Origin of the sequence: Kiloniella sp. (assembly GCF_048259265.1) — a bacterium.
Taxonomy (GTDB): domain Bacteria; phylum Pseudomonadota; class Alphaproteobacteria; order Kiloniellales; family Kiloniellaceae; genus Kiloniella.
The window spans coordinates 108,649-122,124 of sequence record NZ_JBLXHT010000003.1 but is presented as its reverse complement, the minus strand read 5'-3'; the positions used below and the strand labels follow the sequence as shown (position 1 = coordinate 122,124).

Annotated in this window: 10 protein-coding genes; 2 read left to right on the top strand and 8 right to left on the bottom strand. The window is 47.0% G+C overall.

The window, feature by feature from the left end; all coding sequences use genetic code 11:
- The first annotated feature begins 220 nt into the window (after positions 1-220).
- Positions 221-598 (top strand): response regulator, encoded by a 378-nt coding sequence (locus tag ACN0QW_RS06610; RefSeq protein ID WP_046507735.1) that lies wholly within the window; start codon positions 221-223, stop codon positions 596-598.
- A 47-nt stretch (positions 599-645) separates the two neighbouring features.
- Positions 646-2,058, top strand: a complete 1,413-nt coding sequence (locus tag ACN0QW_RS06605; RefSeq protein WP_417429873.1) for a PleD family two-component system response regulator — start codon at positions 646-648, stop codon at positions 2,056-2,058.
- Between the two features lie 92 nt (positions 2,059-2,150).
- Here the strand turns inward: ACN0QW_RS06605 and rpmG are convergent, their stop codons facing one another.
- The 8 genes from rpmG to ACN0QW_RS06565 all read right to left on the bottom strand — a co-directional run bounded on the left by rpmG (position 2,151) and on the right by ACN0QW_RS06565 (position 13,454).
- On the bottom strand, positions 2,151-2,318 hold the full coding sequence (gene rpmG / locus ACN0QW_RS06600; RefSeq protein WP_046507740.1) for a 50S ribosomal protein L33: 168 nt from the start codon (positions 2,316-2,318) through the stop codon (positions 2,151-2,153).
- Positions 2,319-2,463: 145 nt separating this feature from the next.
- On the bottom strand, positions 2,464-4,080 hold the full coding sequence (locus ACN0QW_RS06595; protein WP_417429870.1) for a S41 family peptidase: 1,617 nt from the start codon (positions 4,078-4,080) through the stop codon (positions 2,464-2,466).
- Between the two features lie 124 nt (positions 4,081-4,204).
- Complete coding sequence (gene rnr, locus ACN0QW_RS06590) at positions 4,205-6,469, bottom strand: ribonuclease R (protein WP_417429868.1); 2,265 nt, start codon at positions 6,467-6,469, stop codon at positions 4,205-4,207.
- A 16-nt stretch (positions 6,470-6,485) separates the two neighbouring features.
- Positions 6,486-9,155, bottom strand: a complete 2,670-nt coding sequence (gene topA, locus ACN0QW_RS06585; RefSeq protein ID WP_417429866.1) for a type I DNA topoisomerase — start codon at positions 9,153-9,155, stop codon at positions 6,486-6,488.
- Between the two features lie 129 nt (positions 9,156-9,284).
- Complete coding sequence (gene dprA, locus ACN0QW_RS06580) at positions 9,285-10,430, bottom strand: DNA-processing protein DprA (RefSeq protein ID WP_417429864.1); 1,146 nt, start codon at positions 10,428-10,430, stop codon at positions 9,285-9,287.
- A 77-nt stretch (positions 10,431-10,507) separates the two neighbouring features.
- On the bottom strand, positions 10,508-11,125 hold the full coding sequence (gene plsY / locus ACN0QW_RS06575; protein ID WP_417429862.1) for a glycerol-3-phosphate 1-O-acyltransferase PlsY: 618 nt from the start codon (positions 11,123-11,125) through the stop codon (positions 10,508-10,510).
- Positions 11,126-11,181: 56 nt separating this feature from the next.
- Positions 11,182-12,483, bottom strand: coding sequence for a dihydroorotase (pyrC, locus tag ACN0QW_RS06570; RefSeq protein ID WP_417429860.1), 1,302 nt, complete (start codon positions 12,481-12,483; stop codon positions 11,182-11,184).
- Positions 12,480-13,454, bottom strand: a complete 975-nt coding sequence (locus tag ACN0QW_RS06565; protein ID WP_299380586.1) for an aspartate carbamoyltransferase catalytic subunit — start codon at positions 13,452-13,454, stop codon at positions 12,480-12,482. The genes pyrC and ACN0QW_RS06565 overlap by 4 nt, the downstream gene beginning before the upstream one ends.
- Positions 13,455-13,476: the final 22 nt, after the last annotated feature.

Here is a 13,476-nt window from a genome sequence, read left to right as displayed (position 1 = left end):
GCTTATGGCTTAAGTTTTTTGAAATTCTAGAGAGTTAGTCAGCAAAAATATGCTTTTATCGTTAATTTTAACAATATTTCCGTTACCTTATGTTAACTAAAGTTGAGTAGTGTGGCATTCAAGGGTATTGTTTCAGTGAATATGGTTAACCACCTGAGACATTTAATGAAGCGCATTGGGCTCTCCATGTGTTTTTAGGAGGCATCGGCAGGAAACATCTATGCAGACGAACAAAGAAAAAACTGTTCTTGTTGTCGAAGATAACGAACTTAATATGAAGCTTTTCCACGATTTACTGGAAGCTCAGGGCTATAATATCCTCCAGTCAAAAGATGGAATGGAGGCGCTTTCAATAGCGCGAACTCACAAACCTGATTTAATTTTGATGGATATCCAGTTACCTGAAGTGTCGGGTCTGGAAGTGACTAAGTGGCTCAAGGAAGATGATAATCTTCGTGCTATACCCGTGATTGCCGTAACGGCGTTTGCCATGAAGGGGGACGAAGAAAAAATCAGGGAAGGCGGCTGTGAAGCTTATATTCCAAAGCCGATCTCTGTTACAAAGTTTTTAGAAACTGTAGAAAGATTCTTGAACTAGAACTTTCTCGTCAGTTTTTCTTATAATATTGAAAGAGTGCAGCATTCATGGCGGCAAGGATTCTGGTCGTAGACGATATACCTGCTAATGTCAGGCTTTTAGAAGCAAAGCTGATGGCAGAGTATTTCGAGGTGATAACTGCTTCTGATGGGCAATCCGCACTAGAAATTGCAGCGAAAGAAATGCCGGATATCATCCTCTTGGATGTAATGATGCCGGGCATGGACGGCTATGAAGTTTGTAGCCGTTTAAAAAGTGATCCTAAGACGCGTCACATTCCCGTTGTTATGGTTACAGCCCTCAGTGAAGTAAGTGACCGTGTTCGTGGTCTTGAGGTTGGCGCAGACGACTTCCTGACAAAACCGCTTAATGATGTCGCGCTTTTTGCGCGTGTACGTTCTCTTGTTCGGCTCAAAATGATGACCGATGAGTTACGCGTCCGCCAAGAAGCTTCTTCTCGGTTTGATTCTATCGGCTCTGGTGAACCAGATGAAGAAGAAGCCATTTCTAATGCTAATATATTGTTAGCGGAATCCAACGATTTAACCGCTAGTAAAATTATCAATTTTTTGACCGAACTTGACCACAATGTCGATCATTCCCGTCAATCACGTGAAGTGATCGAGTTTGGCCAAGAAAAGTCTTATGATCTTTTTATTGTGGCACTTGATCTAGGGGGGGAAGATGGCCTGAGGCTATGTTCTCAGCTACGTGCACACGAAGAAACGCGTCATGTACCAATCCTTTTGGTTTTGGAAGAGGAAAACCTGTCTCAGTTGGCTAAGGGCCTTGATATCGGTGTTACTGATTATCTGGTCAAGCCGATAGATCCAAACGAATTGCGTGCGCGTTGTAAAACTCAAATTAAACGTCGCCGCTATCACGACCGCCTGACCGACATGCTCAAGAAAAGCGTTGCTATGGCGTACACAGATCCACTGACAGGCGTGTTTAATAGACGCTATATGAACGCGCATTTGGATCGTGCAATTATGGAAATTGCAGAAACAGCCAAGCCTGTATCAACGCTTATGTTCGATATCGATCATTTTAAAAACGTGAACGACACCTATGGTCATGCGAGCGGAGATGAAGTTCTTAAAGTCCTGGCTAAACGAGTTACTGATGCCGTTCGTGATTTTGATATGCTCGCACGTTATGGCGGTGAAGAATTTGTTGTTATTATGCCAAGTGCTTCTTCTGAACAGGCATTTACCGTTGCTGAACGGCTTCGGTCACGAGTCGGGGATAAACCTATTGAGGTGCCGGGATCTGCAGAACCATTGACAATCACGATCTCGGTTGGGGTTGCAACGACTTCGGACCCAATGGAAATGGCTGATAGTCTTTTGGCGCGCGCAGATACTGCCCTATATGATGCTAAATCTATGGGCCGTAACTGTGTCTGTATTGAGCATTCCAGTAAAAATATCCCGGCGGGGCATACGGTTACGATCTGAGTAAATGAAAGATTTGGTTGACCAAATTACCTATATATCAGACACAAAAAAGGCCGCATGATGCGGCCTTTTTATTTTAAGCTGTAAAAGCTTTATTTCATTTTCGCTTCTTTGAAAATAACGTGCTTGCGCGCAACGGGATCGTATTTGCGTAGCTCGAGTTTTTCAGTAAGTGTGCGCGGGTTTTTCTTTGCTACATAAAAGTAGCCAGTGTCCGCGGTGCTTACCATGCGAATTAGTTGAGTAGCCGGCTTAGCCATAGCGAAATCCTCATCGCGCTAAAAATTACAAATATAACAGGGGCGAAACATAACGTTTTAAGCCCTGAAGTCAAGCCCTGTTCTAACATTTTCTTTGTTGGGAACAGTTTGTGTCGAAATGAAATAGTTATTATGAGCAGGAGGGTTAATTTACCAGCTCTGATGTTGTTGAGTTTGTATTGTTTTTTGCCATATTAAATAGCTTAGACGAGCTTATAAGAGATTTTGCAACCTCTAGATCGATTTCCATTGTCTCTGTCCTTTGAGGGCAAGAGGCTCTTATTTGTTCCAAGCTCTCACCACTGGATGGGTTATCCAGTACGTATTTTTGGATGTGATATGTCATTTCCAAGGTGCCTGATTGCAGGCGATGAATAATGTCATCTGCAGAGCTGTAGTTTTCGTTTGTCGTACATACGTTGGGGATTATCCCGCGATCATGGATAGCGTAACCAGATGGAGCAAGGAACTTCGCCCAGGTCACTCTAAACTCGCCGCCATTGGGCAGCTCATTAATACTTTGGACAGTTCCCTTACCGTAGGAGTTACTACCAACCACAAGAGCTCTGCCAGAATCCTGAAGACCTGCGGCCAAAATTTCTGAAGAAGAGGCTGAATTTGCATTGATCAAAACGATGATTGGTTGGCCTTTGGCTATATCTCTACTCTTGGCCACGTCTAAGTCATGACTTTCAGGGTTTCGACCCTTAACCGAGGAAAGGGTGCCGCTTGATACAAAAAGGTCAGCTGAGGTGACTGATGCGATCTTTATACCTCCGCCGTTATCTCTTAGATCCAGTATATAGCCCAATAGATTGTCCCCAATTTCTTTCTGGGCAGTTCTTACTTTTGTCAGAAGGTTTTGGGGAGTTTGTTTATTGAAGCTTGATATTTGAAGATAGGCTATATTCCCCATCCGTTTGTAGAACACGGTTTGAACGGCAATTTTTTTTCGTGTTATTTTGTAGATGAGGGGCGCTGCGCTGTTCGGGCGCTTAACAGTTAACTCAACTGTTGTATTTTTGGGGCCCTTCATCAGCTTTGTTATTTCATTTTCAGGGAGTGGGATAATGTCTGTTCCATCAACCTTGATGATAATATCGTCTTCTTGAAGGCCAACGGCCAAAGCTGGTGTGTTTTCCATAACAGACACAATACGCGCGCCGGTCTTTTCTTTGACGTAACGGATTCCAATACCAGAGAAACCATTTCGATTGTCACGATAAGTAAGCGCTTTGTCAGGATTTGAGTAGCGGGAAAATTTATCTAACTCACCAGCAACACCGTCAAAAATAGCTTGGTGGATTTGTTCGCCAGTCGCACGTCTTAGGGGAGATGAAAATCTCGAGGCTTCTGAAATAACTGATGCAGTCAATCGCGCCCACGCTTTATGATCGATCGTAGAAGGATAGCTATGCCGGGAAATAGCTTGCCCTGAATAGGTAAAAGTAAGGGAGCTACCGGCATCGATGATATCTATCTCAGGGTCCAGAGTTGCCAGGTTATCCATTGCAGCAAGAGCCAGTCTTGAGGCGTCTATTTCTTCGATATAATAATGAACAATATGCTCGAAAGCATCCGCGTACAAAGCAGTAGCCGTTTTTTGCTCAAACTCTGCATTTTCGGGGTAATTATGAGCGTAGTTGCGGTTTAGATTTGGCGTTCCGCATGCAGAAAGGAAAAACAACAGGAATACAGAAAGTATCCTTGATGTCAGGTTAGCATTGAGAAGGTAAAGATGCGGCTGAAAACGTGTAGGCATCTACCTCGTCTCCTCTTTCATGATTACAAAACACGGGCTTACGGCTCGGAAGTTACATTAAGAGCATATTTTTAATTAGATCAAGTTGTAAGAGGGGAATTTCTTGAATCTTTATAGCCGATGACTACCTTCGCCTGTTCTTTTTTGGTGACCGTTTAGAACTTGTACCTATTTTGTCGCGTCTTCGACTATTCTGTTTGTAAGGCTTAGACTTTAGTGGGGATGTTTCTTCATCGCCATCCCCCTCAACAATGCGAAGTGCTATGCCGCCTGTAATAGGGTTTGATTCAAAGATACGAACCATAACACTATCGCCCAAGTGGAATTCACGTCCCCAACGCCGCCCAGTCAGGCTGTGGTTTTTTTCATCGTGGATATAGTAATCATCGGGCAGAAAGGACATGGGGACCAGTCCATCCGCGCCAGTTTCATCCAAGGTAATGAAGAGACCAGCCCGGTGCACACCGTTGATCTTTCCGGGAAAAATCGTTCCAATTTTTTTCGAGAAGAATGAAGCTGTGAATCGGTTGACAGTATCGCGCTCAGCAGCTGCAGAGCGCCGTTCTGTTGCCGAGATATGTTCAGCAATATCATTAAACTTCGTTGTTTCTGCGCTCGTCAGTCCATCGTTACCAAGATTCAGACCTTTGATGAGTGCGCGATGAACCATGAGATCAGAATAGCGCCGTATGGGAGACGTAAAGTGCGCATATCTCGTCAAGGCCAAACCAAAATGACCAAGATTTGTTGCGTCGTATCTGGCCTGACTTTGGGCCCTAAGTATAAGCTCGTTAACTAACTTTGCTTCTGGTAAATCAGAAGCCCGTTCCAAAATTTGTGTCAGGACTTTAGGGCGAATAACTTGCCCCTTGGCGAATTTAATCCCCATGCCATGTAGGCTATCTGCAAGACCTTCTATCTTAACAGGATCAGGAGATTCGTGAACCCGATACATGCAAGGAAGTTGTTTGCTTTCGAGTTCGATTGCTGCGGCGACATTTGCCATAATCATAAACTCTTCGATAAGTTTATGACTATCAAGCCTTTGGCGTTTTACGATTTCTGTAACTTCACCGGATTCGTCCATAACGACTTGGAATTCTGGGATTTCAAGTTCCAATGTTCCCCGTTTATGGCGGGCTTTGAGCATCGTGTCATAAGCGCCTTTAAGTGGCTTTAACACTGGATCAAGCAGATCAGAGGTTTTGTCACTTGGATGGCCGTTAAGGGCCTCTTGAACTTCTTCGTAGGTCAGTCGAGCTTGCGAGCGAATTAATGCCCGGACAAATTTATGCTTTCTGAGTTCGCCTTCTGCATCAATCCACATATGAACTGCCATGGAAGGTCGATCTTCATTGGGCTTAAGCGAACACCATCCGTTGGAAAGTGATTCGGGAAGCATTGGAACAACACGATCGGCAAAGTAGGTTGAATTACCCCGTGTTTGTGCCTCATCATCCAGCGGACTTCCGGCTCTGACATAGTGGGCAACATCGGCAATGGCGACAATGATATGCCAGCCACCTTCATGATCGGGGTCAGGTTCGGCCCAGACGGCATCATCAAAATCGCGAGCGTCGGCCCCATCAATTGTGACCAGCGCCAGATCGCGGAGATCCGTTCTTTTCCCCAAAGTGGTTTGTTTCGCTGCGGCTGCTTCTTCCAAAGCTTCTTCTGGGAATTGGTAGGGAATATTACGTTCGTGGATTGCGACTAGGCTGAGTGCGCGCGAACTGTCAATGCCGCCAAGAACCTCGACAACTTTTACTTCTTTAAGCCCTTTACGAGAGCGTCCTTTGCGAATTTCACAGAGTACTAGCTCGCCGTGTTTTGCTGACTTGGCATGATCGGGATTTAGGATGAAATCCTTTTTTGCCTTTTTATCGACGGGGCGAACGAAGCCACCTTCTTCCGTAATCTGGTAAATGCCGAGTATCTTAAGAGGGGCAGCTTCTAGTTTTCTAATAGGGATGCCCTGATAGCTTTTATTATCAAGTTGTTTGAGTTTGGCGAGAACACGGTCGCCAACCACAAGGTCGAATTTACTTTTGCGATCTGGCAAAACGTAAATCATCGGTGCGGGGTGATCTTCTTCCCACGAGGCAGGAACTGCGATGAGTTCGCCGTCGCTATCTATACGCGTTAGTTCTATGACCTGAACAGGGGGCAAGCGACCGTCGATATTATTTTTGCGTTGTTTTGCACCGCGTCCGAAATGCCCTTCGTCCTTTAGCTCTTTCAAAAGCTGTTTTAAGGGGATTTTGTCGTTGCCACGCAAATTAAAAGCACGGGCAATCTCGCGTTTTCCGACAGAAGCTGGAGATTGCTCAATAAAGTCTAAAACCGCTTCCTTTGTTGGAAAGGGCGGGGATTTTCTATCAGAGGTCACGCCCTTTTCCTAACTCTTATTCTTCAGTTTTTGCGGTCTTTTTTGCAGGAGCCTTTTTAGCAGCAGGTTTCTTCGCAGTGGTTGTTTTCTTTGCTGCGGGTTTCTTTGCTGCCGTTTTCTTAGCGGTTGTCTTTTTAGCTGTGGCTTTCTTCGCTGGAGCTTTTTTCTTTGTACCCTTTTTCTCTAGCTGCTTAGTCAAAAGCTCGACAGCTTCTTCCAGTGTAATGGTGTCGACTTCTTTGTCTTTGGGCAAAGAGGCGTTCACTTTGTTCCATTTCACATAGGGGCCGTATCTACCGGAGTGAACGGTAATATCAACACTGTCCTCTGGATGTGCTCCGATTGTTCTAAGGGCAGCTGCGGGACCACGCTTTGGAGCCTCGGCAATCAAGGCCACAGCTCTGTTCAGGCCGACAATCAGAACATCGTCATCCTTGGTCAAGGACTTAAAGGTTGATCCATGCTTTACATAAGGGCCAAAACGTCCGATGCCTGCGATAATCATGGCACCATCATCCGGGTGAGGGCCGATATCACGCGGTAGAGATAGTAATCCTTGAGCGAGCTCGAAAGTTACATCGCTGATTGGTGTTCCCTTGGGAATGGATACGCGTTTGGGTTTGGTCTTCTCAACCGCTTCGCCCAACTGAACGTAAACACCATAGGGGCCTTTGCGCAGGGTTACAGCGAGCTCTGTCGCTGGGTCTATGCCCAGTTCCTTTGGCTGGCTGAGATCGTTTTCGCCACCTTCGCCATCCGGGAGGGAGAGTTGTCGTGTATAGCGGCAATCTGGGTAATTAGAGCAGCCAATGAAGCCGCCGGTTTTTCCAAGCTTGATCCCAAGACGACCATCATCACATGTCGGACACTCTCTTGGGTGTTTTGTATCTGCATCCTCTGGGGTCGGGAAGAAATGGTCGCTCAGGTCTTCGTCCAAAGCCTCGATGACTTCTGTGATTGTCAGACCTTTGGTTTCATCAACTGCAGTATGGAAGGCATCCCAGAAACCTCTGAGGACCTTTTTCCAATCCGCAGAGCCTGCAGAAATATCATCAAGCTGAGTTTCCAAGTCTGCAGTAAAGTTGAACTCGACATATTTGGCGAAAAAGTTCCGTAAGAAAGTAACAACAATACGTCCGCGATCTTCAGGTTTGAAGCGTTTCTTTTCCAGAACAACGTAATCGCGATCTTGTAGAACTTGTATGATAGAGGCGTAGGTTGACGGACGACCGATGCCCAGCTCTTCCATCTTTTTAACAAGGCTGGCTTCTGAATAGCGCGGTGGAGGTTGTGTGAAGTGTTGTTCTTTTTCAATCTCTTCGCGGTTCGCAATATCGCCTTCTGTCAGTTTTGGCAGGCGACGATCGTCATCTTGACCCTCTTTTTCGTCATCTTTGTCTTCTTTGTATAGCTTCAAGAAGCCATCAAACCTTAAGACAGACCCGTTAGCACGAAGAACGGCTTGCCCTTGGGCAACGTCGATGTCCACAGCTACCTGATCCAGAATGGCGCTTTCCATCTGACTGGCGACGGTTCTGTTCCAGATCAGTTCATAGAGTTTGCGTCCTTCGTCATCAAGATGGGCGACAACATCACGTGGCAGCAATTCTAAATTTGTCGGTCGGATCGCTTCGTGCGCTTCCTGTGCATTCTTTGCTTTACTTTTATAGACGCGCGGGTTCGCGGGCAGATAATCTTTGCCGTATTGTTTGGCGATAAGATCACGACCGGAAGCAATGGCATCTGCGGAGAGGCTGACACCATCTGTACGCATATAGGTAATCAGACCAACCGTTTCACCGCCAAGATCAATCCCTTCGTATAGCTTTTGGGCAATCCGCATTGTCCGAGAAGCCCCGAAACCCAATTTACGAGACGCTTCCTGCTGAAGGGTAGAAGTCGTAAAAGGTGGTTGTGGGTTCCGTCGAGATTGCTTTTTCTCAACTGTTTTGATCGTAAAACTGGTGGCATCTTCGAGCAGATCTACTGCATCTTGCGCGGCAGCGGCATTGGCGAGATCGAATTTATCGAGCTTCTTGCCCCGTAGTTGAGTTAGACGTGCACCGTATTTCTGACCGTCTTCAGTAGAAAGTTTCGCGTCAACAGTCCAATATTCCTGTGGTTTGAAGATTTCAATCTCGGATTCCCGGTCACAAATCAGACGAAGGGCAACAGATTGAACGCGACCTGCTGAACGACTGCCCGGTAGCTTACGCCAAAGAACAGGCGACAGGGTGAAACCGAACAGATAATCAAGAGCACGGCGGGCGAGATAAGCCTCAACCAGTTCCATGTTCAGTTCTCTTGGTTCAGAGAACGCTTGTTGGATCGCGGTTTTTGTGACTTCGTTAAAAACAACCCGGGAAACTTTTTTACCCTTGAGCTTCTTCCGTCTTTCAAGTTCTTCAGCTAGATGCCAGGAAATCGCTTCTCCCTCTCTGTCGGGGTCGGTTGCGAGGATCAGTTGATCAGCATCTTTGAGTGCAGTAATGATATCTTTCAGACGTTTTTCAGATCCGCTGTCCACCTGCCATGACATTGCAAAATCTTCTTCGGGGTCGACTGAACCATCCTTTGGGGGAAGGTCGCGCACATGCCCGTAACTGGCGAGGACATGGTAATCTTCACCCAGGTATTTGTTGATTGTTTTGGCTTTCGCCGGTGATTCAACAACGACAATGTTCATGGTTTCGGGTACTACCTACGTCTAAAATTCTCGGTTACTAACAGAAATCAGTTCTGTTACCTAATATCCTGATATCCGGAATAACGCCTGATATCTTAAGTTTTCTTCAAGAGATCCCTAAGAGATCCTTCAAGCGATCAGGGCAACACGGTTTCCCGGTTGCCATTCAATCTGTCCTGCCAATTCAAATTCCAGCAAAATACCATTCAATTCTGTTGGCGATAGCTGGCTCTGTCGGAGCAGGTCATCTACATATACTGGGCTAGGACCTAACAACTCTTTTACAGAAAGTCGAGCATCAACCGCATTAAGAGGTGTTTTTTTCTCAGTTACGATATTTAAAAGAGGTGCTGATGGTTCAGGTACAACCCTTTTTCTTTCGGATTTTGTTATCGGCGGATCAAAAGGACGCTCGAGTGCTTCGACGATATCTTGAGCTGTTTCGACTAGGGTTGCCCCTTGTTTGATCAAAGCATTTCCGCCTTTGCTTCTGGGATCAAGGGGGCTACCTGGAATTGCCATCGTTTCTCTGCCCTGTTCCTGCGCTAGTCTGGCTGTGATCATTGATCCAGACTTCAGGGATGCTTCAATAACAACTACGCCTCGGCTTAGGCCGGAAACCAGCCGATTGCGGCGTGGGAAGTGTTTGGCTTGCGGTTCGCTACCCAATGGCATTTCAGAGATAAGAGCCCCGTTCTCGATAATTGCATCATAGAGCGGTTTGTTTTCTGGTGGATAAATGACATCCAGTCCGCCAGCTACGGCCGCGATTGTTCCGTTTTGTATGGCGCCTTGATGTGCGGCTGTATCAATGCCTCTGGCGAGACCTGATGCAATGAGGAAGCCAAATTTCCCCAAGTCTTGTGCTAATTCTTTTGCCAGTGTGATCCCGTTTGTTGATGCATTTCTGGCGCCAACAATTGCGACAGTTCTTTTTTTGAGAAATCTTGTGTTGCCAAGAACCTGAATGAGAGGAGGGGCATCGGGAATTTGTGCAAGTAAAGGCGGGTAATTATCTTCGCCATAAGCAATAAGTTCTGCCCCGAAATTTTGAATTCTTGTAAATTCGAGATCAATACTCGATTTGCTTGAGACGGGGTCCTTTTGATTGTTCTTTATAGCCTTTGCCGTTAGGGCCTGCAGTGCATCACGTGCTGATCCAAACCGTTCTAACAGCTTGTAAAAAGTTATCGGTCCGACAGATCTGGAACGAATTAATTGAAGCCAATCAAGCTTTTCTTCCAGATTTTCAGGGGGGCGTATGGTGTTCAACATACCTTTATTTGGGGTGTTGTTGGGGGGTGAGTCAACCCTGAAGTGCTATGTTGAAGCGTATGGTAATACTGAAATGATCATTTCTTTTGCCCGATTTTAGGCTCTTCGCCTTTAATCAGACGTTTGATATTTTCGTGATGTCGTACCCAAACCAAGATAGCCAGTAACGCTGTCAATTCAACCATTTGAAGATCATGATGAATAAACCAGACCGCGATGGGTGTTGCCAGCATTGCCATAAGCGCCGACAGCGATGACATGCGTAGGGTTAACGCGGTGAGTAGCCATGTTAGGCAGGCAACAATACCCACCATCCACGACAGAGCGATGACCACGCCGAGTGTTGTTGCAACGCCTTTCCCGCCTTTAAATTTGAGCCAAACAGGGGAAAGATGACCAAGCACCGAGCCAAGTGCTGCGATCAAAGCCAGATCCGGCCCCCAAAGGGCTGCAATCAAAACGGCAGCAGCACCTTTCCCGCTATCACATATGAGGGTGAGGAGGGCCAGACCTTTGCGGCCCGTTCGGAGTACGTTCGTGGCCCCGATGTTTCCTGATCCAATTTGACGTATGTCGCCCAAGCCAAAAAGGCGAGTAATGACAAGCCCGAAAGGAACAGACCCCAACAGATAGCTGCCTGCAAATGCTAACAGATAAAAGGGTGCCACATGGCTCCATGATATGGGGTCTGGCATAGAAAAATGTCCTTGTTTTTCGGGAGTTAGCGGGCGAGATATGTCATCTAAGAATTTTATCGTTCATAGATTGTACGCCCATCAACCACCGTTCGTAAAACTTTTCCTTGGGCTGGGAAGCCAGTGAAAGGAGAGTTTTTCGATTTACTTCTAAATTTTTCGGGGTCGATGAAATAAGGACTATCAGGATTAAAGAGTACAAGATCGGCCGCTGCACCCTTGGCAATTTTCCCCACAGGTAGTCCTAATATTTCAGCAGGTTTATTGGTCACAAGCGAGAGGCAATCCAAAAGCGAAAGAGCTTTTTTATGGTAGAGTTGAAGGGCCAGAGGAAAGAGTGTTTCCAGCCCGACGATACCAAATTCGGCCTGAGCAAAGGGAAGGCGCTTTGAATCCTGATCATGCGGGCTGTGGTCGCTGGCTATTGCGTCGATTGTTCCGTCCGCTAAGCCTTGGAAGATGGCTTCACGATCGTCTTCGGAACGAAGGGGCGGTGATACCTTGGCAAAAGTTCTGTAATCAAGAACAGAATTTTCGTTCAGGCAGAAATAATGGGGTGCTGTATCGCAGGTAACAGGCAATCCACGAGCTTTGGCTTGGCGGATTATGTCAACAGCCCCCGCCGTGGAAAGGTGCGCAGCGTGATAGCGGCCGCCTGTCATTTCGACAAGACGGATGTCGCGTTCAACCATAATGATCTCTGCGTAGGTAGAGATACCTGACAGTCCCATGCGTGTAGAGATCTCACCACCATTCATAACACCACCGGCAAGGGTTGGTTCTTCCGGGTGTTGAACGACGAGCGCATTAAATGTTTTTGCGTAACTCAGCGCACGACGCATGGTCTGTGCATTTGCTACTGCTTTGGTGCTATCCGTAAAGGCGACGGCGCCAAACTCTGAAAGCAGACCGAATTCGGTCAGCTCTTTTCCCTCGAGGCGCTTTGTTAGGGCGCCGTATGGAAAGATTTTAACCATTTTGGCTTCGCGGGCGCGTCGGGCGACGTATTCAACGCCGGAAACATCATCTAGTACCGGTGTGGAATCGGGTAATGCAGCGATAGAAGTGATACCACCTGCGGCGGCGGCTTGGCCTGCCGTGAGAATGGTTTCTTTGTGTTCGTCGCCGGGTTCGCGAAGGTGAACCCGAATATCAACAAGACCTGGCGCAAGGTGATGTCCTTGGCAATCAATTATCTCGATACCCTCTGGAACACCGTCTTTGAATAGATCCGGGCCGAAATCGACGATATGGATACCTTCGGTCAGCAGAGCACCTTTCGTATCAAGGCCACTTGCTGGATCTATGAGACGAGCGTTTATATAAGCGCGTTTCGTTTTGTTATCGAGCTGGCTCATGATTGCACTCCGTCTGACAAAGTACCCTGTGTCAGGGCGTGTAAACAGGCCATACGTACGGCGACACCCATTTCTACCTGTGTCCTGATCAGTGATCGGTCCAGATCATCAGCCAGTTCACTGTCAATTTCGACGCCACGGTTCATGGGACCGGGGTGCATAACCAAGGCATCTGGTTTTGCCATAGCTAATTTTTCCTGATCCAAACCGAAGTATCTGAAATACTCGCGGACAGAAGGAACAAACGATCCCTGCATACGTTCAAGCTGTAGCCTGAGCATCATGACGATATCACAGCCTTCCAGACCTTCTTTCATGTTATGGAAGGTTTCGACACCCATACGGTCAACCGCAGAAGGAAGAAGCGTTGGCGGCGCAATCAGGCGAACTTCTGCGCCCATTGTATTCAGCAGATGGATGTTTGACCGGGCGACACGGCTATGGGCGACATCGCCACAGATTGCAACACGTAATCCATAAAGATCGCCTTTGCGACGGCGGATTGTCAGGGCATCAAGCAATGCTTGGGTCGGGTGTTCATGACTTCCATCGCCAGCATTAATGACCGAGCCATTTACCTTTTCGGATAACAGCTTCACGGCCCCTGAATCTGAATGTCGGACAACCATGACATCGGGATGCATTGCATTGAGTGTCATGGCGGTATCAACCAGTGTTTCGCCTTTTTTGATAGAGCTCGAGGCAACGGTCATGTTGATTACATCAGCGCCCAACCGTTTGGCAGCCAGTTCAAAAGAAGTACGGGTTCTGGTGGAATTCTCGAAAAAGAGATTAATCACCGTGCGACCTTCTAACAAATCAGTGGTCTTTTTCACGGCGCGATTCTGGTCAACATAGCCATCGGCTAGGTCAAGCAAGTTGGAAATCTGATCAGCTCTCAGGCCCTCTATTCCTAGCAGGTGCCCGTGGCCAGTCTGGCCAGCAGCGATCGTTTCAGCATATGTCGTCATTAAAACCGCAATATGTCATCGA